Annotated in this window: 15 protein-coding genes and 1 pseudogene; 11 read left to right on the top strand and 5 right to left on the bottom strand. The window is 66.5% G+C overall.

Annotated features, from left to right (window positions below):
- Positions 1-17: 17 nt before the first annotated feature.
- The gene (locus CSW62_RS17535; RefSeq protein ID WP_099579976.1) at positions 18-4,487 is read left to right on the top strand and encodes a hypothetical protein; all 4,470 of its coding nucleotides are present in this window, start codon (positions 18-20) and stop codon (positions 4,485-4,487) included.
- 37 nt (positions 4,488-4,524) lie between these two features.
- Here CSW62_RS17535 and CSW62_RS17530 read toward each other — a convergent pair whose 3' ends face one another.
- Positions 4,525-4,959 (bottom strand): hypothetical protein, encoded by a 435-nt coding sequence (locus CSW62_RS17530; protein WP_199170629.1) that lies wholly within the window; start codon positions 4,957-4,959, stop codon positions 4,525-4,527.
- A gap of 306 nt (positions 4,960-5,265) precedes the next feature.
- On the opposite strand from CSW62_RS17530, the gene CSW62_RS17525 reads away from it, so the two are divergent.
- Entirely contained in the window at positions 5,266-6,240 is a 975-nt protein-coding gene (locus CSW62_RS17525; RefSeq protein ID WP_099579974.1) for a 2-hydroxyacid dehydrogenase, read from the top strand.
- Here the strand turns inward: CSW62_RS17525 and CSW62_RS17520 are convergent.
- Positions 6,237-6,532, bottom strand: a pseudogene (locus tag CSW62_RS17520) (hypothetical protein). The gene CSW62_RS17525 and the pseudogene CSW62_RS17520 sit on opposite strands and share 4 nt — an antisense overlap.
- Before the next feature lie 55 nt (positions 6,533-6,587).
- Entirely contained in the window at positions 6,588-6,779 is a 192-nt protein-coding gene (locus CSW62_RS17515; RefSeq protein ID WP_099579972.1) for a hypothetical protein, read from the bottom strand.
- A 71-nt stretch (positions 6,780-6,850) separates the two neighbouring features.
- On the opposite strand from CSW62_RS17515, the gene CSW62_RS17510 reads away from it, so the two are divergent.
- Complete coding sequence (locus CSW62_RS17510) at positions 6,851-7,174, top strand: helix-turn-helix domain-containing protein (RefSeq protein WP_233206711.1); 324 nt, start codon at positions 6,851-6,853, stop codon at positions 7,172-7,174.
- On the opposite strand, the gene CSW62_RS17505 is transcribed toward CSW62_RS17510, so the two are convergent.
- Entirely contained in the window at positions 7,161-7,544 is a 384-nt protein-coding gene (locus CSW62_RS17505; protein ID WP_099579967.1) for a DUF4431 domain-containing protein, read from the bottom strand. The genes CSW62_RS17510 and CSW62_RS17505 overlap by 14 nt on opposite strands.
- 55 nt (positions 7,545-7,599) lie before the next feature.
- Between CSW62_RS17505 and CSW62_RS17500 the strand changes: the two genes are divergently transcribed.
- The 8 genes from CSW62_RS17500 to CSW62_RS17465 all read left to right on the top strand — a co-directional run bounded on the left by CSW62_RS17500 (position 7,600) and on the right by CSW62_RS17465 (position 18,537).
- A complete protein-coding gene (locus CSW62_RS17500; protein WP_099579965.1) occupies positions 7,600-7,977 on the top strand; it encodes a VOC family protein in 378 nt (125 codons plus the stop codon).
- Positions 7,978-8,020: 43 nt separating this feature from the next.
- On the top strand, positions 8,021-8,998 hold the full coding sequence (locus CSW62_RS17495; RefSeq protein ID WP_099579963.1) for a metalloregulator ArsR/SmtB family transcription factor: 978 nt from the start codon (positions 8,021-8,023) through the stop codon (positions 8,996-8,998).
- Entirely contained in the window at positions 8,995-9,939 is a 945-nt protein-coding gene (metF, locus tag CSW62_RS17490) for a methylenetetrahydrofolate reductase [NAD(P)H] (protein ID WP_099579961.1), read from the top strand. Before CSW62_RS17495 ends, metF begins: the two co-directional genes overlap by 4 nt.
- On the top strand, positions 9,936-10,811 hold the full coding sequence (blaCAU, locus tag CSW62_RS17485; protein ID WP_099579959.1) for a CAU/MBL1b family subclass B3 metallo-beta-lactamase: 876 nt from the start codon (positions 9,936-9,938) through the stop codon (positions 10,809-10,811). The genes metF and blaCAU overlap by 4 nt, the downstream gene beginning before the upstream one ends.
- A gap of 11 nt (positions 10,812-10,822) precedes the next feature.
- Positions 10,823-11,899, top strand: a complete 1,077-nt coding sequence (locus CSW62_RS17480) for a homocysteine S-methyltransferase family protein (RefSeq protein WP_369827553.1) — start codon at positions 10,823-10,825, stop codon at positions 11,897-11,899.
- 161 nt (positions 11,900-12,060) lie between these two features.
- Entirely contained in the window at positions 12,061-14,730 is a 2,670-nt protein-coding gene (gene metH, locus CSW62_RS17475; RefSeq protein WP_099579955.1) for a methionine synthase, read from the top strand.
- A 132-nt stretch (positions 14,731-14,862) separates the two neighbouring features.
- Entirely contained in the window at positions 14,863-17,028 is a 2,166-nt protein-coding gene (locus tag CSW62_RS17470) for a bifunctional diguanylate cyclase/phosphodiesterase (RefSeq protein ID WP_099579953.1), read from the top strand.
- 72 nt (positions 17,029-17,100) lie between these two features.
- A complete protein-coding gene (locus CSW62_RS17465) occupies positions 17,101-18,537 on the top strand; it encodes a GH1 family beta-glucosidase (RefSeq protein WP_099579951.1) in 1,437 nt (478 codons plus the stop codon).
- A gap of 120 nt (positions 18,538-18,657) precedes the next feature.
- Here CSW62_RS17465 and CSW62_RS17460 read toward each other — a convergent pair whose 3' ends face one another.
- Positions 18,658-19,494 (bottom strand): hypothetical protein, encoded by an 837-nt coding sequence (locus CSW62_RS17460; protein ID WP_099579949.1) that lies wholly within the window; start codon positions 19,492-19,494, stop codon positions 18,658-18,660.
- Between the last annotated feature and the right edge of the window lie 234 nt (positions 19,495-19,728).

The raw sequence follows: 19,728 nt of genomic DNA, 5'->3' as shown, positions 1-19,728 counted from the left end.
GAGTCGGGTGGGGTTTCGTGAGTACTTTCCAGACGATCGCTACGGGCGATCTCAAGGACGTCGTCCTCAGCAATGATGGCAAGATCGCCTACGTTTCCAATGGCGAGGGCGTGGTCAATGCGTTCGACGTGGCGACGGGGGAGTTCGTCACCCGCTGGAAGCTGGGAACGACGTTGGGCGGCATGGACCTGTCCCAGGACGGCCGGTACCTGGTCGCCACCGAGCGTTCCTTCACGACGACAGGGACGGGGTACGACACCAAAGTCGTCGCGACCGTTCACGTGCTTGACCTCGTCACCGGCCAGGTGCGCGATTACACGACCACGGCTGCGCGCAACGGCGATGGGCCCTTCTACGACGCGGTTTTCACGTCGGAAGGCAAGGTCCTGCTTTCGCAAAGCTACCAGGGGTCGGGCTGGGAGCCGATCACCGTGTTGGATCCCAGCACGGGCTTATTCGCGGCCGGGACGCAAGCCTATTCCCAGGACGGTGTCTTCTCGGCTTCCAAGACGGGCTCGAAGATCATCTTCGCGCCCCAGAACATCTCCGACATGCCGATCTTCATCTATGAGGCCGGCAAGGGGATCACCATCGGGCACGAAGGCTACGCGGACGGCGTTCAAGGCTACAATGCGGGCTACCAGGCCATCTCGCCGTCTGGCGATCTGATCGTCCAGGGTGGCAACGTCTATGACGGCAACCTGAAGTTCAAAGGGACGCTGGCGAGTCTTCAGAAGGAAGCGATCTTCGTCGGCGGCATGGCGTTCAGCCCGGACGGCGCCAGCCTCTATGTCTTCGACACGATGACCGCCAAGGTCATGCAACTGTCGACGACGGACTGGTCGATCCAGAAGGCGTTCGACTCCGGCCTGACCTCGAACGGCTCCTACTACAGCTTCTTCAACGGCGGCGCTTACGGCGACCGCGTGACCGTTTCCGCCGACGGCAAGCACCTCGTGCTTCTCGGCGACAAGGCCATGACCGTGATCGACCTGACGACGGTCACGACCCCGGACGGCTCCGACAAGGCCGACACCCTGACCGGCGACGCCGCGTTCAACACGATCCGGGGCTACGGCGGCAATGACGTCATCGACGGCGGAGCCGGCAACGACACGCTCTATGGCGGCCAGGGCGACGACCGCCTGGTCGGCGGAGCGGGCAACGACAGCCTAGATGGCGGCGCCGGCTTCGACATCGCAGACTACTCCGCCGCTTCGGGCTCGGTTACGGTTGATCTCGGCGCGTACACCCAAGAAACCGGGGTTGGCCTCGATACGCTGACGTCAATCGAAGGCCTGGTTGGCGGCGCTTTCGCCGACACCTTGACCGGCGACCTCAACGCCAACCGCCTCGAAGGCGGCGGCGGGAACGACGTGCTCGAGGGCAAGGTCGGTTCAGACGTCCTGTCGGGCGGGGTGGGCGACGATCTGCTGAATGGCGGCGCCGGCGATGATGTCGTCGACGGCGGGGACGGCGTCGATATCGCGTCCTACGAGGACGCCTCGGCCGGCGTCCGCATCGACCTGAACAAGACCGGCGTGATGCAGAACACGCATGGCGACGGTTTCGACACCCTGACGAACATCGAAGGGGTCAAGGGTTCTGCGTTCAACGATGTCTTCGTGGGCTCTGCGACCAACGAGACGTTCCAGGGCGGACGCGGCGACGATGTCATCGACGGCGGCGCCGGCGTCGACACGGCGATCTATGGCGCTGCCTCCACGAACTATTCCTGGACCTCCAACGTCGACGGAACCTGGACCGTGCGCGACCTGCGCGCGACGAACGGCGAAGGCGTCGACACGCTGCTCAACATCGAGCAGCTAAAGTTCACCGACAGGACTGTGAGCCTCTCGCCCTCGGACGCCACGGTCACGGTGGACGATATGCTGAGGTCGAAGGCGGTCGACACCATCGCCACAGGCCAGATCGCCGATGCGGTGCTCTCGCCCAATGGCAGGACGGCCTATGTCTCCAACAGCGAAGGCTATCTGACCGCGCTGAACGTGGAGACCGGCGACATTTTGGGGCGCTGGAAGGTCGGCACGCAACTAGGCGGCATGGATGTGTCGACAGACGGCCGCTACGTCGTCATCGCCGAGCGGGCTACCGAGAGCGTCGTCTATACCGCGTACGGCTCGACGGCCACGATCAAGATCCACGTGCTGGACACCCTCACCGGCGCGGTGAAGGACTACGCCCAGACGGGTAGCTTTACGAACGGCTTTTACGACGTCGCCTTCACAAGCGACAACAAGGTGCTGTTCGGCCAGGACGGCTATGGCAGCAGCTCCGTGGCTCAGACCCTCGACCTGGCGACGGGTGTCTTTTCCCGCACGGGCCAATCCTTCTCCGTCTACGGAACGATTTCCCCGACCGCGGACCACAGCAAACTGCTCCTTAGCATCGGGGGAATCTCCGACGCTCCGTTGTTCATCTACACGGCCGCAGGACAGACCGGCTATCACGGCATGTACGCCGATGGCGTCTACGGCTACGGTGTCCCCGTCGCCGCCATCGCGGACAACGGAAACTTCGTCGCTCAGTTCTCGGGCAGCCTCTATGTCTATGACGGGTCGCTAAAGTTCATCCAGAACGTGTCCGCGACCCATCCGGACCTCGGTTCGGGTGTGTTCGGCATGGACTTCAGCGCCGATGGCCAACGCCTCTATGTGGTCGACGCCACGACGGACCGCATCTTCCAGTTCTCCACCACCACCTGGAACATCGAACAGGTCTACGCCCTGGGCGTCGACGTCGGCCTCAGCTCCTCGGGCTACTACGAGGCGGGGTACGGCGACCGCGTAATCGTCAGCGCCGACGGCGCGCGGATGCTGATCAGCAGCGACGTCAGCGTCGTTTCGGTCGATCTGACCAAGCTCAAGGCGGAAGGCGGCACGGACAACGCCGACACCCTGGTCGGCACTAGCGGCGCCGACCGCCTGCAGGGCTATGGCGGCGACGACACGCTCAGCGGCGGTGACGGCGACGATATCCTGATCGGCGGCGCCGGCAGCGATCTGCTGAAAGGCGGGGAGGGGGGCGACAAGCTGGATGGCGGCGCTGGCAGCGACTGGGCCGACTATCGCGACGCGACGTCGGCCGTCACCGTTAACCTGAGCTTTGTCTCCGCGCAGAACACCAAGGGCGCGGGCGTCGACACCCTGATCTCCATCGAGAACCTGTGGGGGTCGGCCTATGCCGACACGCTGACCGGCGACAACAACGCCAACTACATCGACGGCGGGTCCGGCAACGACGTGATCTCCGGCGGCGCCGGGGCGGACACCCTGATGGGCGCCGACGGCGATGACATCCTGATGGGCGGCGAGGGCGACGACACCCTTTTTGGGAACGCCGGTTTCGACACGGCCTCGTACGAGACCGCATCTAGCGGCGTCACCGTCGACCTGGCTAAGGCGGACGTCTTACAGAACACGCGCGGCGCGGGCGTAGATCTGCTCGATGGCATCGAAGGCCTCAAAGGCTCGGCATACGCCGACGTCCTGACCGGCGACGCCGGCGTCAACACGCTGGACGGCGGCGCGGGTGATGACACGCTTAGCGGCGGAGGCGGCGACGACATCCTAACGGGCGGCGCTGGCAACGACACGATTGATGGCGGCGCGGGGAGCGACACCGTGCGCTATGCGGGCGCTAAGGCGGATTACGGGGTCATTACGAACGCCGATGGCTCGATCACCGTGACGGATCTTCGGAACGGCTCGCCCGACGGTGTTGATCGCTTGGTCAATGTCGAGACCATCAGCTTCTCGTCTGTCCCGTCGGTCAATGAGGTCGCCAGCCGGATGCTTAACATCCTGCGACTACCGACCAGCGCGACTCTCGGCTCGGATCTTACCAAGGACCTGATCAACAAGTGGACGATTGGCGCGCTGACCGCCGACCAGGTCACCCAGGCCATCGTCAACGCCGCCGACTCCACGACCTCGGTCGCATCGATGAGCTATCAGTTCTTCACCGGCAAGGTCCCTAGCCAGCTTGGCGTCGACTTCCTGATCTCGCCGACCGGTCCAAACACGACCAACCTAAACAGCGCCTACTACGCCAAGTTCGACACAGTGAACCGCTACATCAACTTCGCGGTGAACCTGGGTAAGGACGGCGACGGTAAGGCGAGCTTCGCGGCGGCCTATGGCGATCTGTCGCTCCTCGACGCCACCAAGAAGGCCTATGCGGCGATCTTCGGCGCCACGCCGACCGACGCCAAGGCCCATCAACTGATCGACACGCGGGTCGACTACCTGGCCTACTATGGCGGCGATGGTCCGAGCGGAATTGGCACCAAGGCCGCCATGGTCGGGTTCCTGCTGGCCGCCGCCGCGACCGAGAATCTGGGCGTGATGGCCAAGTCAAACGACGCGTGGCTCGCGGACCTCGCCGATGGCTCGGCGCCGTTCGCGGTCAACATCCTCGATCCCGCCAACGGCTACTACAAGGCCGACTTCATCTTCGGCGGTTGAGCCGCCGGGACGGCTCGCGCCGTCCCGGCTGAGAGGTCTACTTTGGATCGGTCGGCGGCGTCATGGGCGGTGCGCCCGCGACGCCGGGCTGGGTCATCTTGTCCTCGGTCATCGGCGCGTTGGTCGGCGGGGTCATCGGCAAGCTGGGCGGCGCGGCGGACGGCGCCGGGTTCACGGCCGTATCCGGCGCGCTGGACGTGGCCGGCGGCATAGTCGCGTTGGTGTCGGCGCCGGCTGCGGACGTGGCCGGGGCGGTAGCCGAGGTGTCGGCCGACATGCCCGTGGCGGCGCCGGCCGACCAGTCCTTGCTAGCCTGGGCCTTGGGCGAGGCCTTTGAATAGGCCTTGAGCTGCGAGTAGGGGATCGGCTGCTTGGGGCCGAGCTGGGCCGACGCCTTGGCCTGGGCCAGCGCCGAGCCGCCGAACGCCAGCATGGACAGGGCCGCGGACGCGGCGAGCATCTTGGTCAACATTGGATAGTCTCCTGACCTGAAGCGCCATGGGGCGCCGCTAGCAGAACCCGCTAGAACGCCGGTTGTTCACAGCTCTGCCGTGCAAAGGCGGCGCTGAGCGGAACCGCCGCGTCCAGGCTGGGTTGTTGGCGGGCTCGTCCTGCGGGCGCCCGACGTGCGGGAAGCTCGTCACTACAGCGTGATGTTCCCGACACTGGCGTCCGCGCGGGGCTCTGCCTAGCTTCGGAGAGGCGTTTCGACCGAAGCGCCGGGGGCGAGACAAAGATCCGCCGCGGGGCCAACGACCCGCGCAGATGGAGGATATGCATGCCGGATTCCACCCTCGCGAAGCCGCCTGTCGACAAGCCCCACATCCTGCTCTCGCACGAGATGCTGCTGCCCTTGCAGCCGCTGCTTGAGAGCGCCTACGAGGTTCACCGGTTGTGGGACTATCCCGACAGGATGGTGTTCTTCGAGGGGCCGGGCCGCCGGGTGCGCGCCATCGTTCACGCAGGCGAGTTCGCGCTAAGCCGCGACATGCTCTCGGAGATGCCGCAACTGGGGCTGATCGCCTGTGTCAGCGTCGGCTATGACGGCGTCGACGTGCCCTGGTGCAAGGCACACGGCATCGCCGTCACCCATTCCACCGGCCTGAACGCCGCCGACGTCGCCGACCATGCAGTAGGCCTCGTGCTGGCGGCCTGGCGGGGCATCGTCGAGGGTGACCAACGCCTGCGCTCTGGCCACTGGACTCATGCCGAGCGGATGGCGCCGCGTCACGGCCTGCGCGGCCGCAAGGTCGGCATCGTCGGCCTGGGCCATATTGGCGAGGCCGTCGCCCGCCGCCTGCAGGCCTTCGAGATGAAGGTCGCCTGGTGGGGGCCGCGCCCCAAGGAGAGCGATTATCCTCGCGCCGACAGCCTGCTGGCCCTGGCCCGCGACAGCGAGATCCTGGTGGTCTGCTCGCGCTCGGACGCCTCCAACCATCACCTGATCAACAGGGCGGTCATAGAGGCGGTCGGGCCGCAGGGGCTGATCGTCAATGTCGCGCGGGGCGCCCTGATCGACGAGGAAGCCCTGATCGAGGCGCTGAAGACCGGCGCGCTGGGCATGGCGGCCCTCGACGTCTTTGCGCAGGAGCCGACCCCGGCCGCGCGCTGGGCGGACGTACCGCACACCGTGCTGACCCCGCACTCTGCCGGCGCGACTCTGGACAGCATCCCGGCCATGGTCAGCCTGACGCTTGAGAACCTGCGCCGCTACTTCCACGGCGAGCCACTGGCGACGCCGGTCGCGGCCTAAGTTGGGAAAGGCGCGGCGAAGGGCTCGGGCTCCAGCCGTAAACCGTTCACCAACAGGCTGACCGTCCGGTAGAAGCCGGCCAGCATCAGCAGCTCGATCCGGGCCTCTTCCGAGAAGGCTGCGGCCAGACGCGTCCATAGGGCGTCGTCGATGTCCGCGCGCGCGTTGACCGCGTCGCAGAAGCCGATCAGCAATGCCTCGCGCGGGCCCCAGCAGGGCTTGATCCCCGGGGCGGTGGTGGCGGCCAACTGCTCGGCGCCGAGACCGGCCGCTCCAGCGAAGATCGCTGCATGGACGCCCCATTCGTAGGCCGCGCCGTTCAGGGCGCAGATGCGATGGATGACGATCTAGCGCTCGCGCAAGGTCAGATGGCCAGGGTCCAGCAGCCCGCCGCCGGTGAAGCGGGCGAACAGGCGCTCGTCGCGGGCCAGGGTGCGGAACAGCGACAGCGGCTGCTCGCCGGGTGTCTTCAACTGGTCCAGCGTGCGCGCGACGCTGGGCGGGTAGGGGGCTTCAGCGGGCTGGATCCTTGGCGACATGGGCGGCTTCTCCGTGCTACAAAATTTGTAACATGGAAAATTCCGACAATGCTACAAAAAATGAAGCGTCTTTGCCCGGGCATGCCGTCCGTGGCTCGGAGACCGGCAGGCCGATCATGGCGGCGCTGGACCTGCTGGGCCGGCGCGGGGCGCTAAGGATCGTCTGGGAGCTTCGCGAGGGCCGCGTGCTGACCTTCCGCGCGCTGCAAGCGGCGGCTGAACTGCCCCCGGGAACGCTGAACACGCGCTTGGCCGAGCTGCGCGCCGCGGATGTGGTGTCGACCGAGGAAGGCTATCGGCTCAGCGCGCGGGGCGGCCTGCTGATCGCGGCGCTTTGGCCCTTGCTCGAATGGTCCGAGGCCTGGGCGCGGGACCTGGACGTCAGCGCTTCTTGAGCGTCGCGCCCTGGAGGAGGATCGGCGTGTGGTGGTGGCCGCTGATAGCGCTCATGAAGTCGCCCTCCGCCGTGACCGGCTTGCCCAGCAGCGGCCGGTAGCGGTCGAAGTCCTCGGCCTTTAATATCAGCTGGATCTCGCGCACGCCCTGAGCGCCAGCGCCCATGTCCGGATCGGACGGGTCGTCAGCGACACAGATCGGCTTCGGCAGGCGCAGCAGCCAGTAGCGCTCCGGGCGATCGCCATCCTTGATGGACTCGAAGTTCGGTGGACCGGCGAAAGTGTGAGCGACCAGCACGCCGTCGAGGCTTTGGCGCCCCGTATGCGACAGGCAGGCGGCTACGGTCAGGGCGGCGACGAGGAGCGGCATGACGGAACTCCGAACCGTGCTACGATCAACTCTCACAACGTTCGGAGGCCCGATTATGGCCAAGGTATTGGGTCTGGGCGGGATCTTCTTCAAGGTCGAGGATCCCACGGCTGTGCGCGAATGGTACGCGCGAGTGCTGGGCTTCGACGTCCATGACTGGGGCGGGACGATTTTCACGGCCTCCAAGGGCAACACGGCCACCTGGTCGCCTTTCGCGGCCGACACCCAGTATTTCGCGCCGTCGACCGCGCCGTTCATGATCAATTTCGTGGTCGATGATATCGATGGCGTGCTGGCCAAGGCCGCCGCCGAGGGCGTCGAGCCAACCGGCCGCCAGGACGAGGACGGCATGGGCCGTTTCGCCTGGCTGATGGACCCAGCCGGGGTTAAAATCGAGCTCTGGGAGCCCCCTGCGGCCGACGCCGAGGCATAAATTCCCCTTGCCAAATCGGACATAAAGATATCTTTATGTCCCCATGAAGCTCACCGCCGAACAGGTTGTCGAAGTGCTGCGCGCCGCCGGCGAATCGACGCGGCTGCGCCTGCTGGCGCTGCTGGCGGCCGAAGAGCTGTCGGTGCTTGAGCTGTGCCGAATCCTCGATCAGAGCCAGCCGCGCGTCTCGCGGCACCTGAAGCTCCTGGCCGAAGCCGGCCTGGTCGAGCGCTTCCCGGATGGGGCCTGGGTGTTCTACCGCCTGGCCGCCAAGTCGCCGGGCCGCTTCCTTGTGGAGCAAGCGCTTGACCTGATCGACGACACCGATCCGATCGTGCGCCTGGACGCCGACAAGCTGTCGGCCGTGCGCGCCGAACGCTCGACCGACGCCCAGGCCTATTTCGCCCGCAACGCCGCGCGCTGGAACGAAATCCGCTCGCTGTATGTCGACGAGGCCGAGGTCGAGGCGGCGATCCTGCGCGCAGCGGGGGACGGGCCGTTTGACGAGATGGTCGACCTGGGCGCTGGCGCGGGCCGTATGCTGACCTTGCTGGGCAAGCGCGTCAGCAACGCCCTGGGCCTGGACCTGTCGCAGCAGATGCTGAACATCGCCCGCGACGAGGTGACCAAGGCGGGCCTGGCCAGTTGCGAGCTGCGTCACGGCGACATCTTCCGCACCGGCCTGCCGGGCGGCTGCGCCGATCTGGTCACCGTCCACCAGGTCCTGCACTACCTGACCGACCCCGCCAATGCCGTGGCCGAGGCCGCGCGGCTGGTCACGCCCGGCGGCCTGTTGCTGATCGCCGACTTCGCCCCGCATGACCACGAGTTCCTGCGCGAGGTGCACCAGCACAGGCGCCTGGGCTTCGACGACGTTGAGATCGTCACCTGGCTGCAGGCCGCTGGCCTTGCGCTGGAAAGCAATATCGCCCTGCCGCCGGCCACCGACGAGGGGCTGACCGTCAAGATCTGGACGGCCCGTCGACCCGTCGCCGCCGTGGCCGAGAGGAACGCCGCATGACCCTTCCGCCCACCCGCCGCGTGATCGGTCCCGTCGCCCGCGCCGGCGAGCGCTCCTATCGTCCGCGCGTCTCGTTCGAGTTCTTCCCGCCCAAGACCCCGGCGATGGAGGAGAGCCTGTGGCAGGCGATCACCCGCCTGGCCCCGCTGGATCCGGCTTTCGTGTCGGTGACCTACGGCGCCGGCGGCTCGACCCGCGAGCGTACGCACCGCACCGTCAAGCGCATCCTGGACGAGACCAATCTCAAGCCCGCCGCCCACCTGACCTGCGTCGGCGCTAGCCGCGACGAAGTCGACGAGGTGATCCGCGAGTACTGGGAGACGGGCGTGCGCCATATCGTCTCGCTGCGCGGCGACCCGCCTCCGGGCGAGGGCGGGATCGGCGGGGTCTATGTCCCGCGCGCCGACGGCTACGCCAACGCCACCGAGCTCACCAAGGCCCTGCGCGGCATCGCGCCGTTCGAGGTGCTGGTTGGCGTCTATCCGGAGAAGCACCCGGAAAGCCCGTCGCTGGAGCATGACATCGACGTGCTGAAGCAGAAGGTCGACGCTGGCGCGACGCTGGGCATCAGCCAGTTCTTCTTCGATCTGGACGCCTTCCTGCGTTACGTCGACAAGGTCCGCGCTGCGGGGATCACCATCCCGATCGTGCCGGGGATCATGCCGGTGACCAACTTCGCGGGTCTGAAGAAGATGGCCGCGGCCTGCCAGACGGCGATCCCGTCGTGGTTGGGCAACCTGTTCGACGGTCTGGAGCATGACGCTGAAACCCGCCGCCTGATCGCCTGCTCGGTCGCCGCCGAGATGTGCGCCAAGCTGCAGGAACAGGGGTTCGAGGACTTCCACTTCTACACCCTGAACCGGGCCGATCTGGTCTATGCGATCTGCCGCGTGCTGGGCGTTCGCGAGACCGCGCCGGCCCCGGCGGAGGCCGCCGCATGAAACGCACCCTGATCGCCCTGGCCTTCGCCGTGGCCGCCGTCGCGGCCCCGGCGGCGCACGCTGACAACAGCAACTGGACTAAGCCGATCCGCCCGTACCGCGTGGTCGGCAACATCTACTATGTCGGCTCCGAGGGGCTGTCGGCCTGGCTGATCACCTCGTCGCAGGGTCACGTGCTGTTGGACAGCGGCCCCTCGGCCGAGGGCGCCAAGCTGATCGAGCGCAATATCGCCACCCTGGGCTTCCAGCTGGCCGACGTTAAGATCCTGATCAACACCCACGCCCACTTCGACCACGCCGGCGGTCTGGCCCAGCTGAAGGCCGACATTCCGACCGCCAAGGTCTGGGCCTCGCGCGCCGACGAACCGGCCCTGGAGAAGGGGCAGCACTTCGGCGACAACGACAATGGCCTGACGCCGTTTCCGGCCGTGAAGGTCGACAAGGGCTTCGGCGACGGGGCGAAGCTGAAGCTGGGCGAGACCGCGCTGATCGCCCACCTGACGCCGGGCCATACGATCGGCTGCACCACCTGGACGACGCAGGTGACCGAGAAGGGCCGTCCGCTGAACGTGACGTTCCCGTGCTCACTGTCGGTGGCCGGCAACCAGCTGATCGGTAACAAGACCTACCGCGACATCGTCGCCGACTATCGCGCGAGCTTCGCGGCGATGCGCGCCATCCCGACCGACGTCATGCTGCCCAGCCACGAGGAGCAGGGCGACCTGCTGGCCAAGCGCCAGAAGCTGCTGCGGGGCGACCCCAACGCCTTCGTCGACCCGACCGAGCTCTCCCGCTTTGTCGACGCCTATGAAGGCCAGTTCAACCAGGAACTGGCGCGCCAGCAGGCCGCCGCTCCCGGAGTAAAGCGATGACCGACCTGTCCATCCGCGACATTTCCACGAGAGCTGGCCGCGTCGCCGCCCTCAAGGCCGCTGCCAAGCAGAAGATCCTGATCCTGGACGGCTCCTGGGGCGTGATGTTCCAGAAGAAGGGGCTGACCGAGGCCGACTACCGCGCCGATCGCTTCGCCGACTACAACGGCCAGATGAAGGGCAATAACGACATCCTGTGCCTGACCCGGCCGGATCTCGTGGCGGAACTTCACGACGCCTATTTCGCCGCCGGCGCCGACATCTCCGAGACCAACACCTTCTCGGGCACCACGATTGCTCAGGCCGACTATCACCTGGGCGAGCAGGACGTCTGGGACATCAATTTCGAAGGCGCGAAGATCGGCCGCTCAGTGGCCGACCGCTGGAACGCCGAAAACCCGGCTAGCCCGAAGTTCATCGCCGGCTCGATCGGGCCGCTGAACGTCATGCTCTCGATGTCGTCGGACGTGAACGATCCTGGCGCGCGGAAGGTAACCTTCGACCAAGTCTACGCGGCGTACCGCCAGCAGGTGGACGCGCTCTACAAGGGCGGCGTGGACCTCTTCCTGATCGAGACCATCACCGACACCCTGAACTGCAAGGCCGCGATCAAGGCCATCCTCGACCTGCGCGACGAGGGCCATGAGGAGCTGCCGATCTGGATCAGCGGCACCATCACCGACCGCTCGGGCCGTACGCTGTCGGGCCAGACGGCAGAGGCGTTCTGGAACTCGATCAAACACTGCAAGCCGTTCGCGGTGGGCTTCAACTGCGCGCTGGGCGCTGATTTGATGCGCCCGCACATCGCCGAGATGGCCCGCATCGCCGACACCCTGGTCGCGGCCTATCCCAACGCCGGCCTGCCCAACGCCATGGGCCAGTACGACGAGGAGCCGCATGAGACCGGCCACGCCCTCCATGAGTGGGCCAAGGACGGTCTCGTTAACATCCTGGGCGGCTGCTGCGGCATGACGCCGGACCACATCCGCCATGTGGCCGACGAAGTGCGCGGCGTCGCGCCGCGCGCCATTCCCGAGCGCCCAAAGGCCATGCGCCTGGCGGGGCTCGAACCGTTCGAGTTGGCGTAGGAGCTTTCGCGGCCTCTCTTCTTTCCCTTCCCCATTTTGATGGGGGAAGGGCAGGGATGGGGGTGGCAGCGTTTCAGAATTGAGCGCCGTGGTCGTCATTGACCGCCGCGTCACCCCACCCCTACCCCTCCCCATCAAGGGGAGGGGCGCGAGACCCACTTATGAGACCCGTCTTCGTCAATATCGGTGAGCGCACCAACGTCACCGGCTCGGCCAAGTTCAAGAAGCTGATCGTCGAGGGGAACTACCCCGAGGCGCTGTCGGTCGCGCGCCAGCAGGTCGAGGCCGGCGCCCAGGTCATCGACGTCAACATGGACGAGGGCCTGCTCGACTCCAAGCAGGCGATGGTCACCTACCTGAACCTGATGGCCGCCGAGCCCGACATCGCCCGCGTGCCGGTGATGATCGACAGCTCCAAGTGGGAGGTGATCGAGGCGGGCCTGAAGTGCGTCCAGGGCAAGGCGATCGTCAATTCGATCTCGATGAAAGAAGGCGAAGAGAAGTTCATCGAGCAGGCCAAGCTGTGCCTGCGCTATGGCGCGGCCGTGGTGGTCATGGCCTTCGACGAGGTCGGACAGGCCGACACCGCCGCCCGCAAGATCGAGATCTGCGAGAAGGCCTATCGCATCCTGGTCGACAAGGTGGGTTTCCCGCCGGAAGACATCATCTTCGACCCCAATATCTTCGCCGTGGCGACCGGGATCGAGGAGCACGACAACTACGCCGTCGACTTCATCGAGGGCACGCGCGAGATCAAGAAGCGCTGCCCCTACGCCCGCATCTCGGGCGGGGTGTCGAACGTCTCGTTCAGCTTCCGCGGTAACGAGCCGGTGCGCCGGGCGATCCACTCGGTGTTCCTGTACCACGCCATCAATGCCGGCATGGACATGGGCATCGTCAACGCCGGCGACCTGCCGGTCTATGACGCCCTCGACCCTGAGCTGCGCGAGGCCGTCGAGGACGTGATCCTCAACCGCCCGCAGCGGACCAACGTCTCCAACACCGAGCGCCTGGTCGACATGGCCCCGCGCTACAAGGGCGAGAAGGGCCAGGTCCAGACCGCCAACCTGGAATGGCGCAAGGGCAGCGTGAACGAGCGCATCACCCACGCCCTGGTCCACGGTATCACCGAGTTCATCAACCAGGACACCGAAGAGGCGCGCCTGTCGGTCGAGCGGCCGCTGCATGTCATCGAAGGCCACCTGATGGATGGCATGAACGTGGTCGGCGACCTGTTCGGCTCGGGCAAGATGTTCCTGCCGCAGGTGGTCAAGTCGGCCCGCGTCATGAAGCAGGCCGTGGCCTGGCTGGAGCCGTTCATGGAGGCCGAGAAGGCCGGCAAGCCGCGCGAGCAGGCCGGCCGCATCCTGATGGCCACGGTGAAGGGCGACGTCCACGACATCGGCAAGAACATCGTCGGCGTCGTGCTGCAGTGTAACAACTACGAGGTCATCGACCTGGGCGTCATGGTCCCGGCCGACCGCATCCTCGACGAAGCCCGCAAGCACAACGTCGACATGATCGGCCTGTCGGGCCTGATCACCCCGTCGCTGGACGAGATGGTGTTCGTGGCCGCCGAGATGGAGCGCCAGGGCTTCACCATCCCGCTGCTGATCGGCGGCGCCACGACCAGCCGCACCCACACGGCAGTCAAGATCGAGCCGGCCTATCACAAGGGCTTGACCACCTATGTGCTGGACGCCAGCCGGGCCGTGGGCGTGGTCTCAGGCCTGCTGTCCGCCACCGAGCGCGACCGCCTGCAGGCCGAGACCCGCGCCGAATATGTTCGCATCCGCGAGCAGTACGCCCGGGGCCAGACGGCCAAGGCGCGCACCAGCATCGCCGAGGCTCGCCAGAAAAAGTTCGCCATCGATTGGGATGGCTACGTTCCGCCCAAGCCGACCTTCATCGGCGCGCGCACCTTCGAGCCCAGCCTGGAAGAGCTGGTCCCGTTCATCGACTGGTCGCCGTTCTTCGCTAGCTGGGAGCTGATCGGCCGCTTCCCGCAGATCCTGGAAGACGACGTGGTCGGCGAGGCCGCCACCGAGCTCTATCGCGAAGCCCGCGAGATGCTCGACAAGGTGGTCGCCGAGAAGTGGTTCGGGGCCAAGGGCGTGATCGGCTTCTGGCCGGCCCAGGCCCAGGGTGACGACATTGTTCTCTATACGGATGACACCCGCACCGTCGAGCTGTCGCGCCTGCACACCCTGCGCCAGCAGATGGACAAGGGCGCCGGAAAGACCAATGTGGCGCTATCCGACTTCGTCGCGCCGATCGGACAGGGCGGGGACTATGTCGGCGGCTTCGCCGTCACCGCCGGCCACGGCGAGGACGAGATCGTCAAGACGTTCAAGGACGCCGGCGACGACTACAGCGCCATCATGGCCTCGGCCCTGGCCGATCGCCTGGCAGAAGCCTTTGCCGAGTGGCTGCACTACAAGGCCCGCGTCGAACTCTGGGGTTACGCTCCCGACGAGGCGGCCGACGCCGACGTGATGATCGCCGAGAAGTACCAGGGCATCCGCCCGGCCCCCGGCTATCCGGCCCAGCCCGACCACACCGAGAAGGGCACGCTGTTCCAGCTGCTGGACGCGGAAGCCGCCACCGGCCTGAAGCTGACCGAGAGCTACGCCATGACCCCGGGCGCGGCCGTTTCCGGTCTCTATTTCAGCCACCCGAAGGCGCACTATTTCGGGGTGGGCAAGGTCGATGCGGACCAGGTCGAGGACTATGCCCGCCGCAAGGGCTGGGATCTGGCCACGGCCGAGCGCTGGCTGTCGCCGATCCTCAACTACGACCCGGCCGCCAGGGCGCGCGACGCGGCGGCTTGAGGGATCCTCCTCCTTGCGGGGGAGCGAAACCCAAATCGCGTAACGGTGTGCGGTAAATCGTCCACTGTGCGGTTGCGGTAAGGATTTCCGCAACCGTTCCCATGAAGGATGTAGCCATCTCCGGGGAGTGGGATGGATCGCAGGAACATCGAGCTCAAGATCTTTGGCCTGATCGCCAGCATGGCGGCGGGCATGATTCTGCTTGCCGGTGTCGCCTTGACCGTGGCCACCCGCCACGCCGACGTGCGTGAGCGCCAATACGAGCAGACCCTGGTCGGCAACGGCCTGCGCCAGCGCGGCAAAGAGGTGCAGACCGCTCTCAATCCCTACGTCATCTGGGACGAGGCGATCATCAAGCTGGACAACCAGTATGATCCGGCCTGGGCCAGCCAGAACATCGGCGCCTCGCTGGGCGGAGCCCTGGGCTACAAGGTCGTCTTCGTTCTCGATGCCGACGGCAAGCCGATCTACGGCCACCTCAACGGTAAGGACGTCGCGCCGGAAGCCTATGCCCGATACGCCGCGCCGACCGGGCGCCTGGTCGACGCCATCCGCAAGATCGAGACCAACCCAAAGAAGGTCGCTGAGCTTCGCGCCGTCCATACGAGCCGCGTCGAACTGATCGGCGACGAGCCCGTGTTGATCACCGTCTCGCTGATCCGCCCGGACTTGAAGGCCAAGACCCGCGGGGCCCGCGCCCCGCTGCTGGTGACCGGCGTCCCGGTGGCCAACAGCGTCATCAAGACCTTCTCCGAACGCTTCCTGCTCCACGACGCCCATATCGAGGTGGTCAAGCCGGACGCGATCCGCACCGACGCCGGCCAAGCCGTGATGGGCAAGGCCGCGGACGGACGCCGTGTCGTCCTGCGGTGGACGCCGCGCCGGCCGGGCGAAGAGTTGATGAAGTCGGCCTCGCCGATGCTGGCCCTGGCCGTGCTGGCTGCGGCGGTCGGCTCGTTCCTGCTGTTCCGCGTCACCCGACGCGCGGCCAAGAAGCTGCTGCTCAGCGAGGCCGAGGCCAAGCACCTGGCGCTGCACGATCCGCTGACGGGGCTGGCCAACCGCACCCTGTTCACCGACCGCCTGATCCACGCCCACGCCTTGCTGCGCCGGAAGCCGGGCCATCTGGGCGTGCTGTGCATCGACCTCGACCGGTTCAAGGAGGTCAATGACAGCTATGGCCACGACGCCGGCGACCAGCTGATCCGCGAGGTCGCCCGCCGGCTGGTAGGGATCTGCCGCGAGACCGACACCATCTGCCGCCTGGGCGGCGACGAGTTCGCGATCATCCAACCCGACACCACCCCGTCCGGCGCGGCCACCCTGGCCCAGCGCGTGGTCGACGGCCTGTCGGGCGAGGTGGATCTCTCGATCGGCCGCGCCGAGCTTTCCTGTTCGGTGGGCGTGGCGGTGGTGTCGGACGCCGAGCAAGGCCAGGCCGAGCTGCTGCGCCAGGCCGACGTCGCCCTGTACCGCGCCAAGGAAGCAGGCCGCGGCCGCTTCACCTTCTTCGAGCCCGAGATGGACGCCGCCCTGCGCTTGCGGAAGGGCTTGGAGCGGGACCTCCGCGCGGCCCTTGAAAGCGAGGCGCTCAACGTCGCCTATCAGCCGCTGACCGACGTGCGCGGCGCGATGATCGGGGTCGAGGCCCTGGCCCGCTGGACCCATCCGGAACGCGGCGAAATCTCGCCGGCCATCTTCATTCCGCTGGCCGAGTCCTGCGGCCTGATCGGCCTGGTCGGGGCGGCCGTATTCCGGCGCGCCTGCTACGACAGTCTGCGCTGGTCGGGCCTGGAGGTGTCGGTCAATGTCTCGGCCATCCAGCTGTCCAGCCCCGGCTTCGTGGACGAGATGGTCGCCACCCTGGCCGAGACCGGGGCCCGCGCGGACGTTTTCATGCTGGAGATCACCGAGACGGCTCTGCTGAAGGACAGCGACGGCGTCCATGAGGCTCTGCGTCGCCTCAAGCGCCTGGGCTTCCGTCTGGCCCTCGACGACTTCGGCACCGGCTATGCCAGCCTGAGCTATCTGCGTCGCCATCCGATCGACAAGTTGAAGATTGATCGCTCGTTCGTTTCAAGCCTGCCGGGCAACACCGAGAGCATGGCCGTCGCCTCGGCGATCGTCAGCCTGGCCAAATCCCTTGGCCTGAAGACCACGGCCGAAGGCGTTGAGACTCGAGGCCAGTTCGACGCGCTGGTGAAGCTGGGCTGCAGCGAGTTCCAGGGTTTCCTGCTGGGCCGCCCAATGCCCGCCGACGCCATCGCGGGCGTGCGCGAGGCGGCCAAGGTTCGCTAGCTTCCGCCACGAGAACTAGCCAAGCCGACGCCCCGGCCGCATCTTCCGTCCCAACGATAAGAGGAGGGGACGATGGAACGTTCAGGCGTCAGCCGCCGAGCGCTCGGCGCGCTAGCCTTGGGCAGCGCGGCCATGGGTCTGTCGGGCTGCGAGGGCGGACACGAGACCGACCTCAAACCCAGGAGCCGACAGTTTCCCAAGGACTTCGTCTGGGGCGTGGCGACAGCCGCCTTCCAGACCGAGGGCTCGCAGGCCGTCGACGGGCGCGGACCCAGCGTCTGGGATCTGTTCGAGAAGGTCCCGGGCCATGTGAAGGACAAGTCCGACGCCACCGTGGCCACCGACAGCTATCGCCGCTTTCAGGAGGATGTCGACCTGATCGCCGGTGCGGGCCTTTCCGCCTATCGCTTCTCGATCAGCTGGTCGCGTGTGATGCCGACCGGGGGGAGGACGGTGAACGCCGCCGGTCTCGACCACTATTCGAAGCTGGTCGACGCTCTGCTGGCCAAGGGGATCTCGCCGTACGCGACCCTGTTCCACTGGGATCTGCCTCAAGGCCTGCAAGACAAGGGCGGCTGGGCCAATCGCGACACCGCCTTGCGCTTCGCCGACTACGCTCACGCGGTCGTCGACAAGCTGGGCGATCGGCTGAAGAACTACATCATCCTCAATGAGGCGGCCGTGCACGCCGTCTTCGGTCACGTGCTGGGCGAGCACGCCCCGGGGCTGAAGGACATCAACCTGCTGGGCAAGGTCGTCCACCACATGAACCTGGGCCAAGGCCTGGCCATGCGGGCGCTAAGGGCTGCTCAAGGCGATCTTCAGGTCGGCACGACCATGGCGCTGCAGCCCTGCCGGCCGGCGGGCGGGTTGTTCTGGAACCGCCTGGCCGCCGACGGGCTCGACGCGCTGTGGAACAAGGCGTGGCTGGATCCCCTGTTCAAGGGGACCTATCCGAAGGACATGGACGATCTCTTGAAGGGCGTCATCCAGGATGGCGACCTGAAGACGGTTCGCCAGCCGGTCGATTTCCTGGGGGTGAATTATTACGCCCCGGCCTATGTGCGGCTGGACCTGTCCTCGCCCAGCAAGATCGCCCCGGCCAATCCGCCCAGGGGCGCGGAGCTGGACGCCTTCGGCCGCCACATCGATCCCTCGGGCCTGTTCGAGACCCTGGACCGCGTGCGTCGTGAGTACGGCGCGCCCAGGATGATGGTGACCGAGAACGGGTGCTCTGATCCGTTCGGGAGCGGCCCGGCGATCCTGGATGACCAGTTCCGCATCACCTACCTGCGCCGTCATCTGGAAGCGGTGCTGGCCGCGCGCGAGGCGGGCTGCGACGTGCGCGGCTATTTCGAGTGGACCCTGATCGACAATTTCGAATGGGACCTGGGCTACACCTCGAAGTTCGGCCTGGTGGCGATGGACCGCAAGACGGGCGTGCGAACGCCGAAGGCGTCCTATTCCTGGTTCAAGGCCTTGGCCGGTAACGGTTTGCTGCCGGCCTAGAGCCCTTTAGCTTTAGATGGGGTCATCTAAAGCGTTCAAAAGGGCTCTAAATGTTTGATTCTAGAGCCTGTTTATCCCGTTTAGGTGGTCTCATCTAAACGGGACAGGCTCTAGTAGCCGTCAATCCGCCTTGCAGATCAGCACGTCGCGTCCGCCGCGCTTGGCGGGGACGAGGCTGCCGGCGCAGGGGACGGGATTAGCTGGATCGACGATCACCTCGTTGCCGCCGATGGGCGGCAGTTTAGCGGCCGGAGCCTTGGTCAGCGGCTTGGCGGCGGCGACCGGCTTGGCTTCGGCCTTCTTCGTCGGCACCGGCTTGGCGGCCGAGGGCTTCGGCGCGGGCGTGGCGACCGGGGTGGGATCCTGGGCCGGCGGCGCTGCCGGCGCCGGGGCGGCCGAGGGCGTGGCGTCGAACGCGGGGTTCGACGTTTCCGGCGTGGTCTCGACCTTGGTGGCCGCGGCGGCGTTGTTGTAGTTCAGGGCCCTGCCCAGGATGGTCGAGCGGGTTTCCAGCGCCTTGGCGCGCTTCTCGCAGTCGCCGGGCGGGCTCCAGCTCATCCACATCTGGGCCAGGCGGGCCTTGTCGACGGTGTCGGCGCCTTGCCAGACGGACTGGCCGCGCTTGACCTGGGCGCCGCCATATTCCGAGATCGGACGCGGGCTGGCCTTTTCGGCCGCCGTGATCGCCGAGGCGAAGACCTTGAGGTCCTTCTGGGCCTGCTCGCGCATTTCCGGATAGGTCTTCAGGGAGGCGGCCACGCCGTCGGGACCCGGGAACGCCTTCTCGATCCGCGTCACCTCCGGCATCACGCGGTCGTACAGGTTCGCGTAGCCGCCCAGGGCGCCGTAGCACCAGGCGACATAGCCGTACTCGTCGGTCGGCGGCGCATTGGGCGACTGGCTGGCCTGGCCGTCCTGGGCGAAGAGCGCGAGAGCGAGGAAGAGGGCGTTCGCCATGTGGGCGGATGTCCTTTTTACAATTGTCGAGTCTGACTAGAGCATTTCGATCCCGATTGGGACCGTTGCGTGGCGCTTTCGATCAAGCGTCGCCATAACGAGCGAAGCGTCAATCGGCTCCCTCGTCGCACGATATGGCCGTTTTGCCGCATTGCACTAAAGTCATGTGAACGATCATTCTCATTGTGCTAGAAGCGATCCGACGGGGTGATCCGTATCGGCCCGTCGCGCGTA

This window comes from Caulobacter sp. FWC2 (genome assembly GCF_002742625.1).
Taxonomy (GTDB): domain Bacteria; phylum Pseudomonadota; class Alphaproteobacteria; order Caulobacterales; family Caulobacteraceae; genus Caulobacter.
This window is presented reverse-complemented; position numbering and strand designations above follow the sequence as displayed.